This is a genomic window from Xanthomonas arboricola pv. populi (genome assembly GCF_002939945.1).
In the GTDB taxonomy this organism is placed as follows: domain Bacteria; phylum Pseudomonadota; class Gammaproteobacteria; order Xanthomonadales; family Xanthomonadaceae; genus Xanthomonas; species Xanthomonas arboricola_A.
The window spans coordinates 136,043-159,347 of the sequence record NZ_MDEB01000005.1 but is presented as its reverse complement, the minus strand read 5'-3'; the positions used below and the strand labels follow the sequence as shown (position 1 = coordinate 159,347).

Annotated in this window: 20 protein-coding genes; 9 read left to right on the top strand and 11 right to left on the bottom strand. The window is 65.1% G+C overall.

Annotated features, from left to right (window positions below; translation table 11 throughout):
• Window positions 1–157 precede the first annotated feature (157 nt).
• The gene (locus XaplCFBP3123_RS14565; protein WP_104534695.1) at window positions 158–775 is read left to right on the top strand and encodes an HAD-IA family hydrolase; all 618 of its coding nucleotides are present in this window, start codon (window positions 158–160) and stop codon (window positions 773–775) included.
• The gene (locus XaplCFBP3123_RS21910) at window positions 762–848 is read left to right on the top strand and encodes a hypothetical protein (RefSeq protein ID WP_146091357.1); all 87 of its coding nucleotides are present in this window, start codon (window positions 762–764) and stop codon (window positions 846–848) included. The genes XaplCFBP3123_RS14565 and XaplCFBP3123_RS21910 overlap by 14 nt, the downstream gene beginning before the upstream one ends.
• 408 nt (window positions 849–1,256) lie before the next feature.
• Here XaplCFBP3123_RS21910 and XaplCFBP3123_RS14560 read toward each other — a convergent pair whose 3' ends face one another.
• Window positions 1,257–2,483, bottom strand: coding sequence for an acetylornithine transaminase (locus XaplCFBP3123_RS14560; protein WP_104534694.1), 1,227 nt, complete (start codon window positions 2,481–2,483; stop codon window positions 1,257–1,259).
• Window positions 2,484–2,555: 72 nt separating this feature from the next.
• On the opposite strand from XaplCFBP3123_RS14560, the gene XaplCFBP3123_RS14555 reads away from it, so the two are divergent.
• Window positions 2,556–3,428, top strand: a complete 873-nt coding sequence (locus XaplCFBP3123_RS14555; protein ID WP_104534693.1) for an ion transporter — start codon at window positions 2,556–2,558, stop codon at window positions 3,426–3,428.
• Window positions 3,429–4,019: 591 nt separating this feature from the next.
• Window positions 4,020–4,943, top strand: a complete 924-nt coding sequence (locus XaplCFBP3123_RS14545; protein WP_104534692.1) for an IS110 family transposase — start codon at window positions 4,020–4,022, stop codon at window positions 4,941–4,943.
• 297 nt (window positions 4,944–5,240) lie between these two features.
• Here XaplCFBP3123_RS14545 and XaplCFBP3123_RS14540 read toward each other — a convergent pair whose 3' ends face one another.
• The 4 genes from XaplCFBP3123_RS14540 to XaplCFBP3123_RS14525 form a co-directional block, all read right to left on the bottom strand.
• A complete protein-coding gene (locus XaplCFBP3123_RS14540; RefSeq protein ID WP_253254212.1) occupies window positions 5,241–6,182 on the bottom strand; it encodes a YiiG family protein in 942 nt (313 codons plus the stop codon).
• A 108-nt stretch (window positions 6,183–6,290) separates the two neighbouring features.
• Window positions 6,291–7,271: a YiiG family protein gene (locus XaplCFBP3123_RS14535; protein ID WP_104534690.1), complete on the bottom strand. Its 981-nt coding sequence runs from the start codon at window positions 7,269–7,271 to the stop codon at window positions 6,291–6,293.
• A 222-nt stretch (window positions 7,272–7,493) separates the two neighbouring features.
• Window positions 7,494–8,309, bottom strand: coding sequence for an SDR family oxidoreductase (locus XaplCFBP3123_RS14530; protein ID WP_104534689.1), 816 nt, complete (start codon window positions 8,307–8,309; stop codon window positions 7,494–7,496).
• A 128-nt stretch (window positions 8,310–8,437) separates the two neighbouring features.
• Window positions 8,438–9,097: a serine/threonine-protein kinase gene (locus XaplCFBP3123_RS14525; RefSeq protein ID WP_104534688.1), complete on the bottom strand. Its 660-nt coding sequence runs from the start codon at window positions 9,095–9,097 to the stop codon at window positions 8,438–8,440.
• Between the two features lie 159 nt (window positions 9,098–9,256).
• Here XaplCFBP3123_RS14525 and XaplCFBP3123_RS14520 point away from each other — a divergent pair, with 159 nt between their 5' ends.
• A complete protein-coding gene (locus XaplCFBP3123_RS14520) occupies window positions 9,257–11,344 on the top strand; it encodes a bifunctional DedA family/phosphatase PAP2 family protein (protein WP_104534687.1) in 2,088 nt (695 codons plus the stop codon).
• Window positions 11,345–11,994: 650 nt separating this feature from the next.
• Here the strand turns inward: XaplCFBP3123_RS14520 and XaplCFBP3123_RS14505 are convergent.
• The 4 genes from XaplCFBP3123_RS14505 to XaplCFBP3123_RS14490 form a co-directional block, all read right to left on the bottom strand.
• Window positions 11,995–12,879, bottom strand: a complete 885-nt coding sequence (locus XaplCFBP3123_RS14505) for a bestrophin family protein (protein ID WP_104534811.1) — start codon at window positions 12,877–12,879, stop codon at window positions 11,995–11,997.
• Window positions 12,880–13,025: 146 nt separating this feature from the next.
• On the bottom strand, window positions 13,026–13,622 hold the full coding sequence (locus XaplCFBP3123_RS14500) for an LON peptidase substrate-binding domain-containing protein (protein ID WP_104534686.1): 597 nt from the start codon (window positions 13,620–13,622) through the stop codon (window positions 13,026–13,028).
• Window positions 13,619–14,989 carry a UDP-N-acetylmuramate:L-alanyl-gamma-D-glutamyl-meso-diaminopimelate ligase gene (gene mpl / locus XaplCFBP3123_RS14495; RefSeq protein ID WP_172453280.1) on the bottom strand — a complete coding sequence of 457 codons (1,371 nt, stop codon included), beginning with the start codon at window positions 14,987–14,989 and terminating at the stop codon, window positions 13,619–13,621. The genes XaplCFBP3123_RS14500 and mpl overlap by 4 nt, the downstream gene beginning before the upstream one ends.
• 342 nt (window positions 14,990–15,331) lie before the next feature.
• Window positions 15,332–15,895, bottom strand: a complete 564-nt coding sequence (locus XaplCFBP3123_RS14490; protein WP_104534684.1) for an adenylate kinase — start codon at window positions 15,893–15,895, stop codon at window positions 15,332–15,334.
• A gap of 158 nt (window positions 15,896–16,053) precedes the next feature.
• Here XaplCFBP3123_RS14490 and XaplCFBP3123_RS14485 point away from each other — a divergent pair, with 158 nt between their 5' ends.
• Complete coding sequence (locus XaplCFBP3123_RS14485; protein ID WP_104534683.1) at window positions 16,054–17,310, top strand: 6-phosphofructokinase; 1,257 nt, start codon at window positions 16,054–16,056, stop codon at window positions 17,308–17,310.
• A gap of 270 nt (window positions 17,311–17,580) precedes the next feature.
• On the opposite strand, the gene XaplCFBP3123_RS14480 is transcribed toward XaplCFBP3123_RS14485, so the two are convergent.
• A complete protein-coding gene (locus tag XaplCFBP3123_RS14480; RefSeq protein WP_104534682.1) occupies window positions 17,581–18,102 on the bottom strand; it encodes a hypothetical protein in 522 nt (173 codons plus the stop codon).
• A 249-nt stretch (window positions 18,103–18,351) separates the two neighbouring features.
• Between XaplCFBP3123_RS14480 and XaplCFBP3123_RS14475 the strand changes: the two genes are divergently transcribed.
• Entirely contained in the window at window positions 18,352–20,379 is a 2,028-nt protein-coding gene (locus XaplCFBP3123_RS14475) for a sodium-translocating pyrophosphatase (protein ID WP_104534681.1), read from the top strand.
• Between the two features lie 273 nt (window positions 20,380–20,652).
• Here the strand turns inward: XaplCFBP3123_RS14475 and XaplCFBP3123_RS14470 are convergent, their stop codons facing one another.
• Window positions 20,653–21,141: a hypothetical protein gene (locus XaplCFBP3123_RS14470; protein ID WP_104534680.1), complete on the bottom strand. Its 489-nt coding sequence runs from the start codon at window positions 21,139–21,141 to the stop codon at window positions 20,653–20,655.
• Between the two features lie 198 nt (window positions 21,142–21,339).
• Here XaplCFBP3123_RS14470 and ppa point away from each other — a divergent pair, with 198 nt between their 5' ends.
• Together ppa and XaplCFBP3123_RS14460 are read left to right on the top strand one after the other, a co-directional pair.
• Window positions 21,340–21,876, top strand: a complete 537-nt coding sequence (gene ppa, locus XaplCFBP3123_RS14465) for an inorganic diphosphatase (protein ID WP_002804918.1) — start codon at window positions 21,340–21,342, stop codon at window positions 21,874–21,876.
• Window positions 21,877–21,989: 113 nt separating this feature from the next.
• Window positions 21,990–23,138, top strand: a complete 1,149-nt coding sequence (locus XaplCFBP3123_RS14460) for an HDOD domain-containing protein (RefSeq protein WP_172453279.1) — start codon at window positions 21,990–21,992, stop codon at window positions 23,136–23,138.
• The last annotated feature ends 167 nt before the right edge of the window (window positions 23,139–23,305 follow it).

Below are 23,305 nucleotides of genomic sequence, written 5' to 3'. Positions count from 1 at the left end.
GTAGGGGCGGCGCGGGCGGGTAGGTTGCTGCCGGATTCAACGATCTGAATAGGCACTATCCCCACCCACCTGCGTGCATCCGGATATACCGGGTCTTGCGCGCTTGCCATGCCGCGCCGAATCGACAACGCTGCGCAGCCGCGTCCCGAGTCCGCCCATGCCGGCTGCAGCACCGTCCCTCTTGTTGCTCGATTTCGACGGCGTGCTGGCCAGCTATTCGCGGCCGCGCCGTTTGGCCGCGCTTGCCAGTGCGGCGGCGTGCACGCCGCAACGTGTGCAACAGGTGTTGTTCGAGCAGGGCCTGGAGCGCGCCTACGATGCCGGGCTTATCGATACGCAGGCGTATCTGGCGCAGCTCAGCGAGGGGCTCGGCTGCATGATCGATCGTGCCACCTGGATCGATGCGCGCGTGGCCGCATGCCGCGCCGAGCCGGCGGTAGTGGCGCAGGTACTGGCGGTGGCGGCAACGACCGCGGTGGCGGTGCTCACCAACAACGGGCCGTTGATGGCGGAAGCGATTGAGCGGATCGTGCCGTCGCTGTTTCCGCTATTGCAGGGCCGCGTGCTGTGCAGCGGCGCACTGGGGGGCCGCAAGCCCGATGTGCAGGTGTATCAGCGCGCGCTCGCCCGGCTCGATGCGGCCGCCTCGCGCACGTTGTTTGTCGACGATCTGTTCGTCAACGTGCGCGGCGCCCGTGCCGCCGGCCTGCATGCGGACACGGTGCGCGATGCGCGCGGCTTGCGGCGGGTGTTGAAGCGGTATGGGCTGGGGTGAAGGGCCGGGATTGGGGAATCGGGAATCGGGAATCGTTGAGCATCGCGGAACACCTGTCACTCTCTCGGGGTGACGCAAGACGCTGCTCGCAGCATTGAACGCGTCGGCGTCCACGATCAGGGACAGCGTTGGCGCCTTGAGTCGGTGTCGGGTTAATGACGAACGCAGACGCGAGCCCCTCTCCCGTCGGGAGAGGAGTTGGGGTGAGGGTACGGTAGAGCGATAAAACTCAAACCTCCATGACCGCCGCCGTTATCCAATCGCTGCAGGAGGGCTGCATCGCGCGATACGCAATCCGCATCAGCTACGCAACGCTGTCTTCATGCGGATCCTGCAACTGCCGCGCAGGTACATGCGGCGGCAACAGCACGAGCCTGACATGACTTAGCACCAATCAAGAAACGCAACGACCCGCGCGTATTACCCCACCACGCTCACCGGCGCGGTGCCGGCCACGATGGCGCAAAAGCTCAGGACTCCATTACTTCTGCGCCACGTACTCAGCAATCGCCAAGCGCAAGCGTTCCAACCCATCGGCCAGCTCGGTATCGGTCAGATTGAGCGCCGGCACAAAGCGCAACACATCCGGCCCCGCCTGCAACAGCAACAAGCCATGGTTGGCGGCGAAATCCAGGATCGCGCCGGCCTGCCCGGCATGCGCCGGCGCAAGCACCGCGCCCAGCATCAGCCCGCGTCCGCGAATCTGTGCGAACAGGCCGAACTCGGCGTTGAGCGCCTCCAGGCCTGCGCGCAGCGCCGCCGACTGACGCGCTACATTCCCGGCGATCTGCGGCGAAGCCAGCTTACGCAGCGCCGCGCGCGCCACCGCCGCGGCCAGCGGATTGCCGCCGAAGGTGGTGCCATGCGCGCCGAACTGCATGATCTCGGCCACCTTGGGGCCGGCCAGCATCGCGCCGATCGGGAAGCCGCCACCCAGCGCCTTGGCCAGCGTCACGATGTCCGGCGTCACCTGCTCCTGCCAATGTGCGAACAGCGTGCCGGTACGGCCCATGCCGCACTGGATCTCGTCCAGCACCAGCAGCGCATCGTGCCGGTCACACAGCGCGCGCACGCGGCTCAGGAAACCCGGCTCGGCCGGCATCACCCCGCCCTCGCCCTGGATCGGCTCGACCATCACCGCGGCCACATCACCCGAGGCCATGGCCGCTTCCAGCGCGGCCACATCGTTGAAGTCCACATAGCGAAACCCGCCGGGCAGCGGCTCGTAGCCTTCCTGGTACTTGGGCTGCGCGGTCGCGGTGACCGCCGCCAGGGTGCGCCCGTGGAAGCTGCCGCGGAAGGTCACGATGACGCGCTTGTCGGCCGGGCGGCCCTGACTGCTGGCCCACTTGCGCACCAGCTTGATCGCCGCTTCGTTGGCCTCGGTACCCGAGTTGCACAGGAACACCTTGTGCGCGAAGCGCGAGGCGGTGACCAGCTCTTGGGCCAGCTTCAACGGCGGTGCGCTGAAGAACACATTGCTGGTGTGCCACAGCTTCCCGGCCTGCTCGGTCAGCGCGGCCATCAGATCCGGATCGTTGTGGCCCAGCCCGCTGACCGCGATGCCGGCGGACAGATCCACATATTCGCGGCCCTGGTCGTCCCACACGCGACTGCCCTGGCCACGCTCCAGCACCACCTGGCGCGGGCGGTACACCGGCAGGTAGTAATGCGCGAGGGACAGGGGCGAGTCGGCAGCGGTGCTCATGATGGTGGGTCGCAGAAGCGGAGGGAGAACGCGCATTCTCGCGCATTCGCCGGCCTGCGGCACAATGCGCGGATGCGCCCTTTCTCCGATCCCCAACTCACTCCCGCCACCGACCACGGCTGGCGCCGGCAATGGTTCGACATCATCTACCGGCACGACACCCGTCCGTCGCGCAATTTCGATCTGATGCTGGTGGTGGCGATCCTCACCAGCGTGGTGGTGATCATGATCGACAGCGTGCCGCGCATCCATTCGCATTCGGCGCACTGGCTGTTGCCGCTGGAATGGGCGTTCACGGTCCTGTTCACCGTCGAATACGCGCTGCGCCTGGCGGTGGTGCGGCGCCCGCTGCATTACGCACTGAGTGCGTGGGGCGTGATCGATCTGCTGTCGATTCTGCCCAGCTATCTGTCGTTCTTCGTGCCCGGTGCGCAGACGCTGCTGGTGGTGCGCGTGCTGCGCATCCTGCGCCTGTTCCGCATCCTCAAGCTCACCCGCTACATCGAGGAAAGCGGGCAACTGGTGGACGCACTCTGGCGCAGCCGGCGCAAGGTGCTGGTGTTCCTGTTCAGCGTGCTCACAATCACCGTGATCGCCGGCGCCACGATGTATGTGATCGAAGGCCCGCAACACGGGTTCACCAGCATCCCGACCAGCATGTACTGGGCCATCGTGACCATGGCCACGGTGGGCTTCGGCGACCTGGTGCCGCAGACCACGCTGGGCCGCTTCCTCACCTCGGCCTTGATCCTGATCGGCTACAGCATCATCGCCGTGCCCACCGGCATCTACACCGCCGAACTGGCCAGCACGCTGCGCGAAGGCGGCCACGCCGGCAAGCGCGATACCCGCAATTGTCCGCGTTGCGGGCTGGAAGGCCACGCGCCGGATGCGCGTTATTGCCGGCAATGTGCCGAGCCACTGCAGGAGATCTCCAACGGCTAAATTGTCTTGGAGTGGTTGGGCAGTGCGGGTCGATCAGGTGTGGAGCGGCTGATCTGCGGCTTGATTGCAGGGTCCTTACCCGCTCACCATCGCGGGACACGCCGCAAGTACGTCCCTGTAGGCTCTTACGCGGCATCCATGCCGCGTAAGGTCCCGCGCCGGTGAGCGGGCAAGGACCAGTCGAGATGGTCGGTGTGTGTGGTCCAAGCAATGCGTGGCGTGCGTTTTCTGATAACGGCGCATCCTTCCACCTTTCCAACACGACGCGATCAACAGGCTGGTTTTCATCCAGTCACCGACCATCTTTCTGGTGCGGTGTCCTCACCGATTGCGGGACCGTGTGGCGGCATGGATGCCGCCACCGAGCCTTATCTGTTCGGATTCTTATCTGTTCGGATTGTGGCAGTTTAGGTGTCGAGAGCCGGCGTGGGCCACCGTCAGAGCCTGGATCTAAGCGATCGTCGTGTAGCTGGGTGCCCACGCCGGATTCTCCCTTGATTCGCCCGAACAGTTGCCCGAGACGACACTCGAAACGATAAGACTGGGCAAACAAGGGAGCTCTCGACCTTTCTAGCCTAGCGGAGATGTCCCATGAGCGGAATCGGGATCGATGTGTGCAAGCAGTTCCTGGATGCGGCTGTCTTTCAAGGCCAGGCCCGTCAGTTCAGTAACACCGCAAGCGGTCATCGGAAGCTTGTCGATTGGCTGAATACGCTGCCGGTGCGGCAGGTGGTGCTGGAGGCGACCGGGGGCTACGAGCTGGCAGCGCTGGATGCCTTGCATCACGCCGCCCTGCCGGTGGCGCGCGTGAATGCGCAACGGGCACGCAACCTGGCCAACGGCTTGGGACTGGCCAAGACCGACCGGCTGGACGCGGCCATGCTGGCCTGCATGGCCGAGAAGATGGAGCTTCATCGGTATGTTCCGCTGGAGCCGTGGCAGCGTCATCTGGGCGAGCATGTCCGTGCCCGCCGACAGCTCATCGATCTGTTGAAGACGGCCAAACAACAGCTGCTGCAGGTGGCGGACAGGCCGCTACGAAAGCTGCTGCAAGCCAACGTGAACCAGCTCGTGCGCAGTGTGGCGCGGCTAGACAAACTGATCGCAGGGCAGCTGGAGACGCTGCTCATCGAGCACCCTCACTTGGCCGCGCTGAAGACGCTCAAAGGGGGCGGTCCGGTGTTGCTGGCGGTGTTGGCGTGCCGGCTGCCGGAGCTTGGAACTCTCAGCGGAAAGCAGATCTCCAGGTTGGTCGGCGTTGCCCCGCTATCGCGCGACAGCGGCACGATGCGTGGGAAACGGGGGATCGGCGGAGGCCGAGCCGACATCCGGCAGGTGCTGTATATGGCCGCCACGTCCTCGGCTCGTCACGAACCACGTCTGCGCGATTTTTACAGATCGCTGCGCGCGCGGGGTAAGGAAGGCAAGGTCGCCCTCGTGGCGGTGATGCGCAAGATGCTGGTCATCCTCAATGCGCGCGTGCGCGATGAAAGAGCCGCCATGCAGCCCGCCTGAGCGTACTCGGCGGTCATGAGCAAACGCAAAAGCGTGCCGGCCAGCGGCCGGCACCTACGGATAAACGCGCCCGAAGGAAACCGATCGGAGGTCGCGGATCAAGGTCCTGATCAACACAGTTGCTACATGGAGGTACTTGCGGCGTGTCCCGCGAGCGGTGAGGGCACCGCGCCTTCGATCACTGAGCTTCTGACTACATCTGAATTCAGCTACTACTCGAAATAGCGGTGCCTTCGGAACTTGCACAATCACCTGTTCGATGCGCTTCCACAATGCGACAGAGACGCGTGCACAGCATCAATGCGACATGCGGTTGCTCATGTCGATCAGATCGTTGTAGCTGGCCAGCACCGCCTGGCGCGTGCCGCCCGGTGGGAGCGAGCCGCTTTCCAGCAGCATCTGCTCGCTCTTGTTCAATGGTGTCTTGGTGCGGATACGCTCGACCAGTCGCCCCGACTCGCGCGCCAGCTTGTCGGCGGAGCGTTCCATGTGGCCCCACATCGCATCGCCCTGGCCGACCTTGGCCTTTTGCGCCTCTTCCAGAATGCCTTGGTAGCGCGCGAGCTGGGATTGTGCTGCGGCAAGATCCGGCGTGTCGTTGTCGAGCACCTGCACCAGCTGCTTACCCTCGCCGATGATCTTCAGGTGATACCAGGAGGCGCTGCGGCCTTCTTCCTTTTCGATCGCGTCGATCTGCGCCTTGCGACGCGTGTCTTCATTGTGTTCAAGCGCAGTATTCATGGCTTCGCCGGCTTCGAAGAATGCGTGATAGGCCTGCATCAGCGGCGCGTGCAGCGCCTTCATGCCCTTGCCGTCGTCGCGCAGATAATCCTCGCGGTCGTAGTAGCGCACCGCTTCCCCGATACGTTCGTTGAGCGTGGTGAAACGTTCCTGATAGGTCTTGGCCACCGGATCGAGCTCGGGGTTGGCCGGTGTTTGCGCCAGGGCCGCAGTCATCGGCGCGCCACATTCGTCCACGTGATGCGACAGCACCGTGCCCGGTGCATGGATACCGCTTTCCTTGCCGGTCGGGCCAGCCTCCGGGTCCTGCATCCACTCGATGTATTGCTGGTAGCTCTCATGGATCGGCTGCTCGACGCCATTGAAGCACGTGATGTAGGCATTGATCTTGTCGGCGCCTTCCACTGCAGTGGCGGGTGTCTCTTTCTGGCAGCCGGCAAGCAGCGCGGCGAAAGCCATCGCCGCGGCGAGCGGCGCATAACGGAGTTGATGGGTCATCTTGCGTTCCATTGATGGGTTGAAGAAGGTGGCGCCGCAGCGTGCGGCCCAATGACATCTGGCGCAGCCGATCGCCGGCACACGCGCGATGGCTGAGGACAGCAGTGATTACTCACGATTGCTTTCGGACACCAGCGCGTTGTAGGTGTTGAGCAACTTGCGCGACGAGCCTTCGGGCGCCAGCGAGGGGCTATTCAGCCAGCCCTGTTCCATCTTGCTATAGGGCGTTTTTTCGACCACGCGTTTCACCCGCGCCTTGGCTTGTCTGCGGAAGGTTTCCGCAGCGGTTTCGAAACTGTTCCAGCTCAGCTTGCCCGGTTCCTGGTCGGCCACCTTGGCATGCGCCTCATCGGAGAGACGGTTGAAGCCGTCCAGCAGCGCGGTGACACGTGGCACGTCGAACTGATCCTCTTCCAGCGCATCGGCGATCTTCTTGGCGTCGAGCATCATCGCCAGCCGGTAGTACTCGCGCGTGCGGCCCTCGCCCTGCTCCAGCGTCTTGAGTTTTTCGCGTTGCGCCGCGTCGTTTCGTATGTCCAGTTCGGCGCTGAAGGCGGTGCTGGCATCGGCGTAGGTCGCCAGCGCCTCCATCAGCTCCGGGTGCAGCTGTTTGCCCTTGGCGAACTGGTCGTCTTCGTAGTCCTGACGCGTGTAGTAATCGGCCACCGCGTGACTGATCGGCTGCAGTGCCTTCAATGCCGCGCGGTAGTCGCGCGCTGCTTTGTCCAATGCAGGCAGCGATGGGTTCGCCGCAGCGGCCGCGCTGACCGGCGCATCGCACTGTTTCATGTCATAGGCGTCGATATCGTACGGACCGGTCATGCCGGACTCGCGACCGGTCGGGCCGGCGAACGGGTCCTGCATCCAGCCGGTGTAATACCTGGCGCCGGCGTGCACCTTCGCGTTGACGCGATTGAAGCAGTCGATGTAGGCGCCGAGCTTGGCGTTGACGCCCTGCAAGGAATCCAGCTGTGTTTCAGTCGTTTGGGCATCGGTATCGGTTGCAGGCTGCTGCGACTTGCCACCACAGGCGGTCGTCAGAACGGACGCGGAAGCAACCAGAACAAGGACACGGAACATCGAGGACACGCGCGGTACATCCCTGTTGGAAACGTTTTCAGCCGCGTACGATAGCAAACCCTACTGTGAACTCTTTGTGCTCGCTCCAGGACGTGCGCGAGGCGGCTGGATTTCCAAGGCGCGGCCGCTGATCGGCCACACTGATCCTCCGAATCGCGGTACCTGCGCGCGCCGATTCCCGGCCGCCTTGCGCATCCAACCAACAAGCGCGGGCTGCGATGTTCGCCGCGTTCAGTCGAGAAACAGATCCGGCAACAACGCACGCGACGGGTCGACCGCATAACCGCTCAGCTCGGTGATGCCGGCCTGGGCCAGGACTTCGTCGTCAATCAGGAACTGGCCATGGAATCCAGCCGCCTTGCGCGTCAGCACCGCATGCGCCGCGTCGGCCATGATCTCCGGCCGGCGACACGCGGCCGCATCCACGCCATCGATCATGTTGATCGCATCGGTGGCGATCACCGTTCGCGGCCACAGCGCATTGATCGCCACGCCTTGCGGGCCGAACTCGGCCGCCAGCCCCAGGGTCACCAGGCTCATGCCCATCTTCGCCAGCGTGTAGCCGGTATGCGCGCCCCACCACGCCGGGTTCAAGGACGGTGGCGGCGCCAGCGTGAGGATGTGCGGATTGGGCGCCTGCAACAGATGCGGCAGGCACGCTTGTGCGCACAGAAAACTGCCGCGCGCGTTGACCTGCTGCATCAGGTCGAAGCGCTTCATCGGCGTGTCCAACGCACCCCGCAACCAGATCGCACTGGCGTTGTTGACCAGGATGTCGATGCTGCCGAACGCATCGACCGTGGCGGCCACCGCCGCACGCACCTGGTCGTCGTCGCGGATGTCGCACTTGAGCGCCAGCGCCTGCCCACCGGCCGCGGTCACCGCCACGGCTGCGCTATGGATGGTGCCGGGCAATTTGGGATTGGCCACCGCCGATTTGGCCGCGATCGCCACATTGGCCCCATCCCGCGCCGCCCGCAATGCAATCGCCAGACCGATCCCGCGCGAGGCGCCGGTGATGAAGAGGGTTTTGCCGTTTAAGGTCATGGGAATCGGGAATCGAGAATGGGGAATCGCAAAAGCTTAGCGCCTTGAACGTTCAGCAGCCGACGCACGATCAGCCGCCGCGATGCGCTCTACCGATTCCCTACTCCCGATTCCCGCTTCCCGGCACTTCAGGGCCTCGGCCCCTGCCCCTCGTTGTCTTCCCAGTGCAGCACGCGGCGGGTCACGAACCGGTAGACCGGTTTGCCGGTGGCAAACCACAGCTTGCGGACCCAGGAGGTGCGCTTGAGCACGCGGCGTTCCACCGGGGTGATCGCGGCCGGGCAATACATGCGCTTGTGCTTGAGCAGGTGCCGCAGGTCTTCGCGTGCAAGCAGACGCATCCAGGGCGCGCGGGGATCGCCGCGTGCCGCCAGCTGGAAATCGATCACCGCCGGGCTGCCGTCGTCCTGCACCAGCCAGTTGGCTTCCTTGGCCAGATCGTTGTGCGCCACCCCGCAGCGATGCAGCTGATGCAACAACTTGCGCGCGCTGCGGAAGTAGGCCAGATCGCCGCGCGGCGGGCGCCGGTACATCGCATCGCCGGCCAGATAGCTGCGATCCAGATGGCGCCCGTCCCAGCGCAACAGACGCGGTGTGCGTGGCAAGCCATCCAGCTGGCGCAAGGCCAACGCTTCGCGCCGCGCCAGCCACCAGGCCACGCCGCGCAACAGCCACGGCGCCACGCTCAGGTCGCGCCGCACGAACAGGCGATCGGCGTCGCGGATCAACAGGATGCGCCCGAAGGTATCGGACTTCAGCGGCAGATTGCCGGCGGGATCGTCACTCATCCCCCATTGTAGGCGGGGCGCCTGCATCACCACAGCGCGCGCTGCCTGCGTGTCACACCCGCCTGCGGCGCTATCCGCTCGCAACCCGAGGTGAAGCGGACAGGCCGATGTGACGACGGCGCAAGTCACCTCGTCGCCATGCCCACCTATAATCGCCGGATGAATTCATGGATCGACGCCACGCTGGAGTGGATCGGACACCACCCCACCCTGGCTGGCGTGGTGATCTTTGCGATCGCATTTTCCGATGCGGTGATCGTGCTCGGCGCCATTGTGCCGGCGCTGCCGTTGCTGTTCGCCATCGGCGTACTGATCGGGCTGGGTCAGATCAACGGGCCGTACGCGGTGACCTGCGCAGCCCTGGGCGCCTTCGTCGGCGATACGCTGAGCTTTTGGGTCGGCCACCGGTGGGGTCACCAGTTGCACACCTACTGGCCGTTCCGCCGCTACCCGCAGTTACTGGAGCGTGGCGAGCTGCTGTTTCGGCGCAATGCCTTCAAGAGCATCCTGATCGCCCGTTACGTGGGCGCGGTGCGGCCGTTCGTGCCGGCCATCGCCGGCATGTCGCACATGCCGTTCAAGCGCTATCTGGTCGCCAGCGGCCTGGCCTGCATCTCGTGGGCGCTGCTGTTCCTGGTGCCCGGCTGGGTGCTGGGCACTGCCTACGACGCGGTGGCCGCAGTGGCCGGCCGCCTGTTCGTGGTGGTCACCTTGCTGGCCGCAGTGATGGGCTTGGCCTGGGCGATGGTGCTGTACTCGTACCGCTGGTCGGCCGGTCATCTGGATGCCTTGCTGGCGCGGCTGCTGGGTTGGTCGCATCGGCATCCAGTGCTGGGCAACTGGTCGGTGGGCGTGTTCGACCCGCGCCGCCGCGAGTCGGTGCCGCTGGCGATGATGGCGTTGATGCTGTTACTGCTGGGCTGGGGCTGGTTCGCGTTGCTGATGGTGGTGCTGGCGCATGGCGAGCCGCTGCGCGTGGACCTGGCCGTGCACGATCTGATGCTGGCGCTGCGCAACCCGCTGGCCGACTACCCGATGGCGGCGCTGGCCTCGCTGGGCGACTGGCAGGTGCTGCTGCCGGCGATCGCAGCAGCGATGGGCTATCTGGCCTGGCGTCGCCGCTGGATGGCGGTGGCGCACTGGGTGATCGCGCTGGCCTTCGGCCTGGCGTTGACACAATTACTGGGCGCCACCGTGCAGGTGGTGCGCCCGCCGGCGGCCAGCAGCGGTTTCGGGTTCCCGTCGGTGGCGGTCACCATGGCCACGATCGGCTTTGGTTTCTTCGCGCTGCTGATCGCGCGTGAGCTACCGGGACGGCGCCGGGTGTGGCCGTACCTGGTCAGTGGCGCGTTCGTGTCGCTGATCGGCTTCGCGCGCCTGTATCTGGGCGCGCACTGGCTCAGCGACGTGGTCGGCGGCATGCTGTTCGGCATCTTCTGGCTGCTGGTGCTGGGCATCGCCTATCGCCGTCGCGCCACCCGCGCGTTCTGGGTCAAACCGGTCTCGTGGATCTTCTACGGCGTGTTCCTGACCTGCGCGATCGTGTTCGCGCCGCGCAATCTGGACACCAAGCTGGCCAGGTTCGAACCGCCGCCGCCGTTGCTGATGGAGCTGCCCGCCAGTGACTGGTGGAATGGCCAGTGGCGCCTGCTGCCCGCACGCCGCAACGAATTCGACGACGACCAGCGCTGGCCGCTGGACGTGCAACTGGCCGGCCCGCTGGCACCGCTGCAGCGTCAGCTGGAAGCACGTGGCTGGCGGGTGCAACCGCAAGCCGGCTGGGAACAGGCGCTGCATCTGCTCGATGTCAGCGGCCGCCCGGACGAGGTACCGATTCTGCCGGCCACGCTGGACACGCAGGTCGAAGCCCTGCTGATGGTGCGTCACGCTGCGCCCGGCCATGTGCATGTCTTGCGCCTGTGGCCGGCGGCCGCACGCCTGCAGCCCGGTGCACAACCATTGTGGGTGGGCAGCACCCAGACGCTGCGCTACGGCCGGCACTTCAGCCTGATCGGCCTGTGGTACCCGCTGCGTGGGGTCGACCCGGCACTGAGCGCCTTGCGCGAGGCACTGGACCCGCTGCCGCATCGCCTGGAACAGCGTCGACGCTCGCAGGTGCCGGTGATATTGATCGACAGCATGTCGGGAAATGCGATGCGGCGAGAGGACAAAGACAACGCTGCACCGCAGACGCAAACCACTACATCCGATCCGGCTGCATCGGATCCGTCACAACAGCGCCGTTGATCGATCGGCCACAGCGATCGGTCGACGAACGCGCAGTCCTGTAGATAAGAGCTGCTAATAAAACGTCTTGAACGCTGTATCGATGGCGGCAACGCGTTCGCGTCGCTTGGATGCAGCCGACTGTTTGGGTCAACAGCCTGGTGAGTCGAGCGCGCGGTGCCCTCACCGCTCGCGGGACACGCCGTGCATCCGTCCCTGGAGGCTCGGTGGCGGCATCCATGCCGCCACACGGTCCCGCAATCGGCAAGGACACCGCCCCAGGACGTTGGTCGGTAGCTGCGTAAAAAGCTGGCTGTCTCGCGAGTTGCATTGGCCTGCTGATGCGGGTCGCAGAATTACATGTGAGCTAGCGAAGTAAAGGCACCTCATGCATTGCTTGCACCATGCACGCCGACCATCTCGACGGGTCCTTGCCCGCATACCGTCGCGGGACCTTACGCGGCATGGATGCCGCATAAGAGCTTACATGGACGTACTTGCAGCGTGTCCCGCGATGGTAGGCGGACAAGGGCCCCTGCAGCCAAGCCGCAGATCAGCCGCTCTACAACCGACGCATCCGCACCGTTCGATTACCTCTCAAGATGACCGAGAGCCTGCGCTTCAGCGCCGTTTGGAGACGCGCAAGCCGCATTGGTCAAGGCGCGACGCACTCACCACAACACACCATCCACCGGCTGCATCGGCTCGGGCGCCTGCTCGCCAATCGCCTGCAGTGCATCGATTTCCACCGTGCGGCACATGCTGTCCAGCGGCAGATCGTGGATGGCATTGGCGAACGGGTCGACCAGTTCGTCGCCGATCTTGAGCACCGCCAGAAACATCAGGCCAGCCACGGTCGACCCCACCGGCGTTGCGTATTGCAGCGTTTCCACCAGACCGATCGGCAGCAAGACGCAGAACAGCCGCGTAAACAGGTTCGGATAGAACCGGTATTGATACGGCAGCGGCGTATTTTTCAGCCGTTCCATGCCGCCTTGTGCGTTGGCGATATCCACCAGGATGCGCTCGACACTGGCTTGTTGAATGCTGTCGATCCAGCCATCGCGACGTGCCTGCTCGACGTTACGCCCGGTGGTGTCGAGCAGGCCATTGGCGACATTGGTGCGCGTGATCACCGCGGCCACTTCGTCGGCATGCAGACGCGGCTCCAGCACCATCGCCACCGGAAGCCGCCGCAGTTGGCAGCGCAACGCATTGACGTAGGCGATCTGGCGCAGCGCAATGGTGCGGCCCAGCGCTGCCGCTTCCGGTGCGGACAGGATACTGACGCTCAGGCGCACCAGATTGCGCGATGCATTGATCATCTGGCCCCACAGCACCCGCCCTTCCCACCAGCGTTGATAGGTCGAGTTGGCGCGAAAGCCCAGGAACAACGCCAGCGCCGAACCGAAGATGGTCAGCGGCAACGCAGGCGCGCGGAACGGCAGCACGTAGTAGATGATCGTGATCAGCACGTCCCACACGAACAACACCGCCAGGGTCCGCCAGACCTGACTGAACACATCCGCCACACGCGGTTTGACATCGATGATCAAGGCACACTCCATGGATCGATAACGAGTGACGCCAATGCGCACATCCACTGCAGGGATGCCATCGTGAGCGCACTCAAGCGTGGCGAGTGTGCCGCTGCAAGGGTGCAAGCGCGGTGATGGGTCACGCGCGCGGTTGTCTCACCGCGTCACGGCATCCAGGCAAGCAACTGGTCCAGGCGAAGATGCGGATCGTCCTGCTGCAACAGCGACAGACGCTGCTGTTCGGTCAACGGCAGCAGCTCGGCCAGCCGCCAGCCGACCCATGCCGCCTGGTCCAGCAGTTCCGGCCCGGCAGAGGCGAATTCGCCGCCGACCTGTTCGAGCATGCGCTCGAGCACGGTTGCCAGCAGGCCATGCTCGGGCCGCAGTTCGTCGTCGCTGTCGGGCTCGCACCAACTCACCTCGCCAACCACCAGCCCGTTGTCGCGGATGCGCGAGCGCTGCACATGAAAGCGACGCGTGCCGCGCAGGCGCAGCACCAGCACGCCGTCGGCGCCGACATCGAAATCCTCGATACGTACTTCGGTGCCGAATGCAGCCGGCGTCGCCAGCACGCCGACTTCGGTGCCATCCAGGATCAGGCACACACCGAAGCTGCTGCCCGTGCGGCCGCTCTCGCGCACCAGATCCAGATAGCGGCGTTCGAACACGCGCAAGCCCATTGCCGCGCCCGGCAACAGCACGTTGTGCAGCGGAAACAGCGGCAAGCCGCTGGTGTCGGCGCTGGTCGTGAGGTCGGTCATCGGGACAATTGCGCCAGGAAGCGACGCGGCGCACCATCGAAACCGCCATTGGACATGAACACCACATGGTCGCCCGGCTGCGCAATCTCACCCAGCGTCTGCAGCAATGCCTCCACGTCATGCGCCACATGCGCCTCACCGCGCACCTGCGCGATGATCGGCGCGGCATCCCAGGCCAACTCGGGCCGATGCAGAAACACCACCGCATCGGCATCGCGCAACGACGGCGCCAGCGCCTGCGCATGCGCGCCCAGCCGCATCGAATTGCTGCGTGGCTCCATCGCCACCAGCACGCGCGCCGCGCCGACCTTCGCACGCAAGCCCTGCAAGGTGGTCGCGATCGCGGTGGGGTGATGGGCGAAGTCGTCGTACACAGTGATGTCGCGTACCTGCCCCAACAGCTCCAACCGCCGCTTGACGCTCTGAAAGCGCGCCAGCGCCGGCATCACCGTCGCCGGATCCACGCCCACCGCATGCACGGCCGCCAGTGCTGCCAATCCATTGAGCACGTTATGCCGCCCGACCAGCGGCCACTGCACCTGGCCGATCTCCACCCCACGCTGCAACACCGCGAACGCACTGCCGTCGGCGGCGATCAGGCGTGCGCTCCAGTCGAGGGATGCATCGAAACCGAATCGCTCCACCGGCGTCCAGCAGCCCATCGCCAACACCTCGGCCAGGCGCGCGTCTTCGCCGTTGACGATCAGCCGCCCGCGCGCCGGCACGGTGCGCACCAGATGATGGAACTGGCGCTGGATCGCGGCCACGTCCGGGAAGATGTCGGCGTGGTCGTACTCGAGGTTATTGAGGATCGCCACCAGCGGCCGGTAGTGCACGAACTTGCTGCGCTTGTCGAAGAAGGCGGTGTCGTATTCGTCGGCTTCCACCACGAATTCGCGTCCCTGGCCCAGTCGCGCCGATACGCCGAAGTCCTCGGCCACGCCACCGATCAGAAAGCCCGGCGCGCGCCCGGCCGCTTCCAGCAGATAGCTCAGGATGGTAGTTGTGGTGGTCTTGCCGTGGGTACCGGCAACGGCCAGCGTGTCGCGGCCCGGCAACACCTGCTCGGCCAGCCACTGCGCACCGGAGCTATAGCGACGGCCGGCGTCGAGCACCGCTTCCACCGCCGGGTTGCCGCGCGACAAGGCATTGCCGATGACGACATCGCTGGCATCTGCCGAGATATTGGACGGCGCGTAGCCTTGTGCCAGCGCGATGCCAAGGGTTTCCAGTTGGGTGGACATCGGCGGATAGATGGCCTGGTCGCTGCCCTCTACCTGCCAGCCCAGCTCGCGCGCAAGGGCGGCGACACCGCCCATGAAGGTCCCGGCGATGCCGAGGATGTGGAGTTTGGTCATGGAGCGCATTGTCGCCGATCGCCGGAGTTGCCGGCCATTCCGCCTCATTGCCGAGTGCAGTGTCAGGAAACACCTACCACACTGTAGGGAATTTCCCGATATGCGAACTGCGTCACATCCATCACCATGCTGAACGCCAGTCGCAGCACCCTTTGGTCCTACTCCCCAAGAGGCCAAATCCCCAGGGAGCTCATGCTGCGGGGCTCTGAGCAAGCTCATTACTGGCGTTATTCTGCCCCGGTCGTCTTGTACGCCCGGGGTTTTTCTTTTGTGCAGTCAATGCGTTGCGAGAGCCGCGCCAGCTTCCAGCGCGACTGGGTGGACCGGACGCACTGCCCGGCCCGAACCGACTCAGCGACCGAGCGCGGTGCCGATACGCTCCAGCACTTCATCCAGCGAGCCCACTCCGTCCACGCGTGCCAGCTTGCCGCGCTGTTCGTAAAAACCGATCACCGGCGCAGTGGAGTCGGTATAGACCTGCAGGCGCTTGCGCACCGACTCGGGATTATCGTCTTCGCGACCCTCGGCCTTGGCGCGGCCGGCGATGCGTTCGACCAGCAACTCGCTGGCCACATCCAGCTGCACCACCGCATCCAGCGGCTGACCGATCTTGCCAAGCAGGTCGTCCAGCGCATTGGCCTGCGCCACATTGCGCGGATAGCCGTCGAGGATGAAACCCTTGGCGACATCGGCCTGACCGAGCCGCGCCTCCAGCATGCCGAGCAGGATCTCGTCGGAGACCAGATCGCCGCGTGCCATCACTTCCTTGGCCTTCAGGCCCAGCGGTGAGCCGGCGGCCACTTCGGCGCGCAGCAGATCGCCGGTGGAAATATGCGGGATCCCAAACTTGTCTTTGAGACGTGTCGCCTGGGTGCCCTTGCCCGAACCGGGCGGTCCCAACAGAACCAATCGCATCAGTGGACTCCACTTTCGAATAAAAACGCGTTGCGGTTGGCGGCGTTAGACTCAGGTCTCCGCCAGCGCTGACCGTATGGTCGTGCAGCTTACCGCATCCGGGGAATGTCCCGGCACTGTCCCCTGCGCCATGTCCCATGTGAGGAGCCCGTCCCCCTATGTCTACTGGCAACTTGTTGTATGCCCAATCCGGCGGTGTCACTGCCGTCATCAACGCCACCGCCGCCGGTGTGATTACCGAAGCGCGCGCGCGCAAGATCAAGGTGCTGGCCGCACGCAACGGCATCCTGGGCGCATTGCGCGAGGATCTGATCGATACCTCGAAGGAGTCCGCAGCCGCGATCGCCGCACTGGCGCAGACCCCTGGGGGCGCATTCGGCTCGTGCCGCTACAAGCTCAAGTCGCTGGAAGAAAACAGCGCCAAATACGAGCGCCTGCTCGATGTGCTGCGCGCGCACGACGTGCGCTGGTTCCTCTACAACGGCGGCAACGACTCGGCCGATACCGCGTGGAAGGTCTCGCAGCTGGCCAAGGCCTATGGCTACCCGCTGCACTGCATCGGCGTGCCCAAGACCATCGACAACGATCTGGCGGTGACCGACACCTGCCCCGGCTTCGGCTCGGCAGCCAAATACACCGCGGTGTCGGTGCGCGAGGCCGCACTGGATGTCGCCGCCATGGCCGACACCTCGACCAAGGTCTTCATCTACGAGGCGATGGGCCGCCACGCCGGCTGGCTCGCCGCCGCCGCGGGCCTTGCCGGCCAGGGCCCGGACGACGCACCGCAGATCATCCTGCTGCCCGAGCGTGCCTACGACCAGGCCGTGTTTCTGGCCAGGGTCAAGCAGGTAGTGGAGAAGGTGGGCTGGTGCGTGGTCGTGGCCAGCGAGGGCATCCAGGACGCGCACGGCAGCTTCGTCGCCGATGCCGGCGGTGCGACCGATTCGTTCGGCCATGCGCAGCTCGGCGGCGTGGCCTCGTTTCTCGCTGCGCAGGTCAAGCAGGAGCTCAGCTACAAGGTGCACTGGACGCTGCCCGATTACCTGCAGCGTTCCGCACGCCACCTGGCGTCGAAGACCGACTGGGAACAGGCACAGGCCGTCGGCAAGGCGGCGGTGCAATACGCACTCAAGGGCATGAACGCAGTGATCCCGGTGATCGAACGCGTCAGCGACGCGCCGTACCGCTGGAAGATCGTGCCCGCCCCGCTGCACAAGGTGGCCAATCACGAGAAGAAGATGCCGCCCAGCTTCCTGCGCAAGGACGGCTTCGGCATCACCGACCGCGCCCGCCGCTACTTCGCCCCGTTGATCAAGGGCGAAGCCCCGCTAACCTACGACAGCGATGGCCTGCCCAAGTACGTGACGTTGAAGAATATGGCGGTGGCGAAGAAGCTGCCGAAGTGGGAGGGGTGAACGTCGATGTGGCCGGCCGCAGGACTTGCTTGACGCTGCAGCCCCGTACACACGCTTCAGCTATCCCCCATCTCCTTCCGTTGCCATGCATCGCAGCAAGGGATGCGGGACATCGATACGGCGCTTATCTTCATCGCCCAGGCGTTTGACGACACAGGTTGGCATGTGCGCCGCTGCGACGATGCATCGCGGTCCTGCCAAGCGTCGTACAAACAACCCCGGCCTGGCCGGGGTTTGTCGTTGATAGAGTTGACGAAGCGAACGCCTGACTTACTGACAGGCCTTGCCTTCCACCGTCATTTGCGCAGCAAACATCGGCACCTGCGGGATCTTTCCGGCGGCGGCCTGTTGCTTTGCATCTTCCAGATAGATGCGCGACTGGCCTTGGCCATCGAGCTGCGGTTTGGCATCCACCGGCTTGCGCCAGACGCGCACCACCGCCTGCTGCGCGGGGCAGGCCGCGCTGGGGACGCGGATCACATCGTTGAAGATCCAGCCCGATGCGACGCTGGGAGTGGCCTTGGCGAAATCCACGAAGCGGGCGCGCGGCTGGCAGGCGGGACTGCTGCGCACCACCGACAACGTATACGGCTGCGCAGCATTGCCGGTGAACACGCCTTCCAGGCGCGCGCAGGCCTCGGGAATCTGGCGCAGGGTGTGCACGGCGCCGACCGCTTGCGCGGTGCCGGCTGGACGCTGCTTCAATTCCGGCGTCGGTTCGGCAGCGAGCGCATGGGCGCTGAGCAAGACTGCAGCGATCGTCACGGCATATTTTGCGGCATGGTTCGACATCGTCACTCCTGGATCGGCTCGATCACGTTGGCCGCAGGCTGTCATGCCGCGACTGAACAGCGCGCCAAAGCCGCGGTGGTGGCAGCGGCGCAAGCTGCGGCGCATACTCGCCCGCAATCCGGCCACCCGAACATCGCGACGCGCATTACGGCCTCCATGGCCGTCGAGTCCGTACTCGTCACTCCACTCGCTGCGTGCATCGCCCTTGGTTCGTCCCGACCGGACGACATCCATTCTCTGGGAGAGGTCATGCTGGAACACTACGGGTTACCACTTGCGCTGGGGTGTGCGGTCCTGGCAATCGTCTATGGCGGTGTATCGTCACGCTGGGTGATCGCGCAGCCGAGCGGCAACGCACGCATGCAGGAGATCGCCGCCGCGATCCAGGAAGGCGCACGCGCGTATCTCAATCGGCAATACCTCACCATTTCGATTGCCGGCGGCGTGTTGTTCGTCCTGGTCGGGGTGTTTCTGAGTTGGTACACCGCCGTCGGGTTTGCGATCGGTGCGGTGCTGTCGGGACTGGCCGGCTATATCGGCATGAACGTGTCGGTACGCGCCAACGTGCGCACGGCCGAGGCGGCGCGCCATGGCATCGGCCCTGCGATGGATGTGGCGTTCCGTGGCGGCGCCATCACCGGCATGCTGGTGGTTGGCCTGGGACTGCTCGGCGTCGCCGGTTATTACGCGCTGCTGCAGGCGATGGGACTGCCGCTGGAGCGCAACCTGCATGCGCTGGTGGGGCTGGCATTCGGCTCGTCGCTGATTTCGATCTTCGCGCGCCTGGGTGGCGGTATTTTCACCAAAGGTGCGGATGTGGGCGCGGACCTGGTCGGCAAGGTGGAAGCCGGCATCCCCGAGGACGACCCGCGCAACCCGGCGGTGATCGCTGACAACGTGGGCGACAACGTCGGCGACTGCGCGGGCATGGCCGCGGATCTGTTCGAAACCTATGCGGTCACCGTGATCGCCACGATGCTGCTCGGCAGTCTGACGCTGGCCGAAACCGGGCCGCATGCGGTGCTGTACCCGCTGGTGCTGGGCGGTGTCTCCATCATCGCTTCGATCGTGGGCGCCTCGTTCGTCAAGGTCAAAGCGGGCGGCTCGATCATGGGCGCGCTCTACAGGGGCGTGATCGTCTCCGGCGTCTTGGCCGCGCTCGCCTACTGGCCGATCACCCAGTCGCTGATGCGCGACAACACGCATGGCGCCACCGCGTTGTATATGTGCGCATTGATCGGCCTGGTGCTCACCGGCTTGATCGTCTGGATCACCGAGTACTACACCGGCACCCAGTACAAGCCGGTGCAGCACGTTGCCGCCGCAAGCACCACCGGCCACGGCACCAACATCATTGCCGGCCTGGGCGTCTCGATGAAATCCACCGCGCTGCCGGTCATCGCGGTGTGCGCGGCAATCTGGGGTGCATTTCATTTTGGCGGCCTGTATGGCATTGCAACCGCAGCGACCGCAATGCTGTCGATGGCCGGCATGATCGTGGCGCTGGATGCATACGGGCCGATTACCGACAACGCCGGCGGCATCGCCGAGATGGCCGAGCTGCCGCCGGAGGTGCGCAACATCACCGATCCCCTGGATGCAGTGGGCAACACCACCAAGGCGGTCACCAAGGGCTATGCGATCGGCTCGGCCGCGCTGGCCGCACTGGTGCTGTTTGCCGACTACACCCATAACCTGCAGGCGGCCAATCCCGGCCAGGTCTTCGCCTTCGACCTGTCCGACCACACCGTGATCATCGGCTTGTTGATCGGCGGCTTGATCCCGTATCTGTTCGGCGCGATGGCGATGGAAGCGGTGGGGCGCGCGGCAGGCGCGGTGGTCGAAGAAGTGCGTCGCCAGTTCCGCGAGATCCCCGGGATCATGGCCGGCACCGCCAAGCCGCAATACGACCGCGCCGTCGACATGCTGACCCGCTCGGCGATTCGCGAAATGATCCTGCCCTCGCTGCTGCCGGTGGTGGTGCCGGTGGTGGTCGGGCTGCTGCTGGGGCCGCGTGCACTGGGCGGATTGTTGATCGGCACGATCGTGACCGGTTTGTTCCTGGCGATTTCGATGACCACCGGCGGCGGGGCCTGGGACAACGCCAAGAAGTACATCGAAGACGGGCACTTCGGCGGCAAGGGCAGCGAAGCGCACAAGGCCGCCATCACCGGCGATACCGTAGGCGACCCGTACAAGGACACCGCCGGGCCGGCGATCAATCCGCTGATCAAGATCATCAACATCGTGGCCCTGCTACTGGTACCGCTGCTTTGAGGACGACGTGCCGCAAGCCGCGGGCCGGCCGAAGGTGATGGGGCAGGACCCGGAACGTGCCGACTCACGCCCCGGGTCCCGTACGCCGCGCCAGGCCCTACGACTGCCTACAGCGCTTACCTGAGCACTGCGGCAAGCCCCATTGGCCTGCGGCCTGCGATGCTGGCGTGCTGCATAGCTCGATCGCCAAAGCCGCGCGTGCCCCGCTGCCCTGCCCGGATGCAATCACTGCGCCAGGCAGCACACAGCGCCACCGCTTACGGTGACACGTCCTCAGAGGCAACCGATCAAGCCGTCATAGATCGGCGGCGCGCCACCGGGCAGTGGCTCGAACAGCGGATTGTTCACCGCCAGGGTGCGATACATCTCGTCCAGACGCGTCCCATCCTTCAGTGGCGCCGTGCAGCGCCAGACCCGACTGTCCGAGCGCAGGTACCCGCTGTGGGAATCGACGCTGACCTCGCTGGCACCGAAGGTCCAGATGCAGCTGCGCACCACCCCGCTCACCCGATGCACCGAGCAGCGGAAGCGCAGCGGCTGGTAGTCGCTGAATTCGCCGCCGCAAAAGGTGTCGCCGCAGATCTGGTCGAAGTCGTGCTCGAGCCGCTCCTCCAGATCGACAAAGGCTTCCCAGCCTTCGCCATTGGCGGGCCAGTCCACCGCATCGACGAAGGTCGGCGGTGGCGCAGGCGTCGCCGCAGTGGCGAGCTGGGCGGCACCGGAGAGCAGCAGCACAACGAGCAAACGCACAGGCTTGAACATGGCAGTTCCCGAGCAGTGGATGAGTCTGCAGCGTGCGCCGCGCCGCGGTCCGCGACGATCGGAAAGCTCCCCGGGATGAATGCGGGCTATGCCGCATGCGTCGGTCAGAACACTGCCCATTCAGTGTCGCTGCATCGCAACAGCCGAACGCGTAGAATCGCGCTCCACACACTAGATGACGCCTCGGGAGTTACGCGCATGGGTCTTGAACTGGTCACCTCCGGCAAGAATCTGCCGGAAGAAATCAACGTCGTCATCGAAATTCCAAAGGATTCGGAGCCGGTCAAGTACGAAGTGGACAAGGCCAGCGGCGCGATCTTCGTCGACCGCATCCTGTCCACCCCGATGCGTTACCCCTGCAACTACGGCTATGTGCCCAACACCCTGTGCGGCGACGGCGACCCGGCCGACGTGCTGGTGGTGCTGCCGCTGCCGTTGGTACCTGGCTCGGTGGTGCGTTGCCGTCCGGTCGGTGTGCTGCGCATGAGCGATGAGGCCGGCAGCGACGAAAAAATCCTGGCGGTGCCGATCGAGAAGATCTTCTCCGGCTACGCGCATATCGAGGATATCGACCAGGTGTCCAGCCACTGGATGGAGCGCATCGGTCATTTCTTCGAGCATTACAAGGACTTGGAGAAGGGCAAGTGGGTCAAGCTGGATGGCTGGGGCGGCGCGGCCGAGGCCAAGCGCATCCTGGTGGAGTCGGTGGAACGCTATAATTCCGACGCACCCTGATCCAACGACCGTGATGCAGCCCCGCAACCGCGGGGCGATCGGGATCAGCCTTCTGGCGTGATCCCGGTGACCGCCGGCGGCAGATTGGGTACATTGCCGACAGCGTTTGGCCGGTGTCTGTCACCGGTGACTCTTGGGGAAGTGTCTTGCGTATTCTGTTTGTTGGGGACGAAGCCAGCCTTCCGTCCGAACTGAGCGACTATGTCGCCGATCTGGGTGATCAGTGGCAGGTGCAGCAGGTGGCCGACGGCAATTCGGCGATCGAAGCGGCTGCGTTGTCGCCGTTCGATGCGGTCCTCGTCGCCCCCGTCTTGCCGGATCTCACTTCCGCCACATTGCTGGGGCAGATCCGTACGCTGCGCCCGGACACCATCCGCATCGCCTTGATCGATGCCCAGGATGGTCAGCGCACGCCGCCGGCGCGCATCATTGGCGTGGCGCACCGCTTCCTGCCGATGCCGCTGGCCCCGGAAGTCCTGCTAGAAGCCATTACCAGCCTGGAAGAACTGCGCGATCTGCTCGGCAATCCGCGCTTGCGCGCCGCGATCGGCCGGATCGAAAAACTGCCCTCGCCGCCGCACTTGTATCTGAGCCTGATGCATGCACTGGAAGAAGACGAAGGCGCCGACGCGGCCGATATCGCCAAGCTGATCGCCGGCGATCCGGCGATTGCGGCCAAGGTGCTGCAGCTGTGCAATTCCGCGTTCTTCTCTGGCGGCCGCAGCATCACCGATCTGCGCACGGCGGTGACCCGCCTGGGCGTGGCCACGCTGCGCGATCTGGTCCTGGCCAGCGAAGTGTTCTCGGTGCAGACGCTGACCCCGGCCGAGCGCAATGCGATGCAGCGCCGCGCCCTGCTCTCTTCGCGACTGGCGGCCAAGGTGTTGCCGCCCACCAGCGCAGAACTCGGTTCCACCGCCGCGCTGCTGGCCGATATCGGCCTGTTGTTGCCCGGCGTGCGCGACGAGCGCGAACCGCCGCTGGAAGGCGGCGACGATCGTCTGGGCCATACCGAAGCCGGCGCGTATCTGCTCGGTCTGTGGGGCCTGCCGATGCCGATCATCGAAGCGGTGGCCTTCCATCGCCACCCGCAGCGCTCCAGCCTGCGCAGTTTCTGGGTAACCGGCGCGGTGCATGTAGCGACCGCATTGGCCAGCGGCGAAACCGTGGACGAGGAGTACCTGTCCAAGGTCGGTGTGCTCACACGCCTGCCGGCCTGGCGCGAACAGGCCGATACCTTGCTGGGGCTGGCCGAGGCGTGAGAGCGGCACCAGATCGATGCAACAGGAAAGGCGCGACTTGGTCGCGCCTTTTTCTTTGGCTGTTTGCGACCGCGCGAATGCAGACATGGCGCAATGCGACTTGTCTGCGCACGCATCACGGCGCTTGCGATCTGCACAGATATCGCAACATGACTCGCGCGGCGACG

Bases quoted from the DNA above. Each gene is read 5' to 3' on its own strand.
- XaplCFBP3123_RS14485 (WP_104534683.1), top strand. From the start codon at position 16,054: ATGTCTACTGGCAACTTGTTGTATGCCCAATCCGGCGGTGTCACTGCC.
- mpl (WP_172453280.1), bottom strand. From the start codon at position 14,989: ATGCGCTCCATGACCAAACTCCACATCCTCGGCATCGCCGGGACCTTC.
- XaplCFBP3123_RS21910 (WP_146091357.1), top strand. From the start codon at position 762: ATGGGCTGGGGTGAAGGGCCGGGATTGGGGAATCGGGAATCGGGAATC.
- XaplCFBP3123_RS14565 (WP_104534695.1), top strand. From the start codon at position 158: ATGCCGGCTGCAGCACCGTCCCTCTTGTTGCTCGATTTCGACGGCGTG.
- XaplCFBP3123_RS14555 (WP_104534693.1), top strand. From the start codon at position 2,556: ATGCGCCCTTTCTCCGATCCCCAACTCACTCCCGCCACCGACCACGGC.
- XaplCFBP3123_RS14520 (WP_104534687.1), top strand. From the start codon at position 9,257: ATGAATTCATGGATCGACGCCACGCTGGAGTGGATCGGACACCACCCC.
- XaplCFBP3123_RS14490 (WP_104534684.1), bottom strand. From the start codon at position 15,895: ATGCGATTGGTTCTGTTGGGACCGCCCGGTTCGGGCAAGGGCACCCAG.
- XaplCFBP3123_RS14530 (WP_104534689.1), bottom strand. From the start codon at position 8,309: ATGACCTTAAACGGCAAAACCCTCTTCATCACCGGCGCCTCGCGCGGG.
- ppa (WP_002804918.1), top strand. From the start codon at position 21,340: ATGGGTCTTGAACTGGTCACCTCCGGCAAGAATCTGCCGGAAGAAATC.
- XaplCFBP3123_RS14525 (WP_104534688.1), bottom strand. From the start codon at position 9,097: ATGAGTGACGATCCCGCCGGCAATCTGCCGCTGAAGTCCGATACCTTC.
- XaplCFBP3123_RS14500 (WP_104534686.1), bottom strand. From the start codon at position 13,622: ATGACCGACCTCACGACCAGCGCCGACACCAGCGGCTTGCCGCTGTTT.
- XaplCFBP3123_RS14545 (WP_104534692.1), top strand. From the start codon at position 4,020: ATGAGCGGAATCGGGATCGATGTGTGCAAGCAGTTCCTGGATGCGGCT.
- XaplCFBP3123_RS14560 (WP_104534694.1), bottom strand. From the start codon at position 2,483: ATGAGCACCGCTGCCGACTCGCCCCTGTCCCTCGCGCATTACTACCTG.
- XaplCFBP3123_RS14470 (WP_104534680.1), bottom strand. From the start codon at position 21,141: ATGTTCAAGCCTGTGCGTTTGCTCGTTGTGCTGCTGCTCTCCGGTGCC.
- XaplCFBP3123_RS14480 (WP_104534682.1), bottom strand. From the start codon at position 18,102: ATGTCGAACCATGCCGCAAAATATGCCGTGACGATCGCTGCAGTCTTG.
- XaplCFBP3123_RS14475 (WP_104534681.1), top strand. From the start codon at position 18,352: ATGCTGGAACACTACGGGTTACCACTTGCGCTGGGGTGTGCGGTCCTG.
- XaplCFBP3123_RS14540 (WP_253254212.1), bottom strand. From the start codon at position 6,182: ATGACCCATCAACTCCGTTATGCGCCGCTCGCCGCGGCGATGGCTTTC.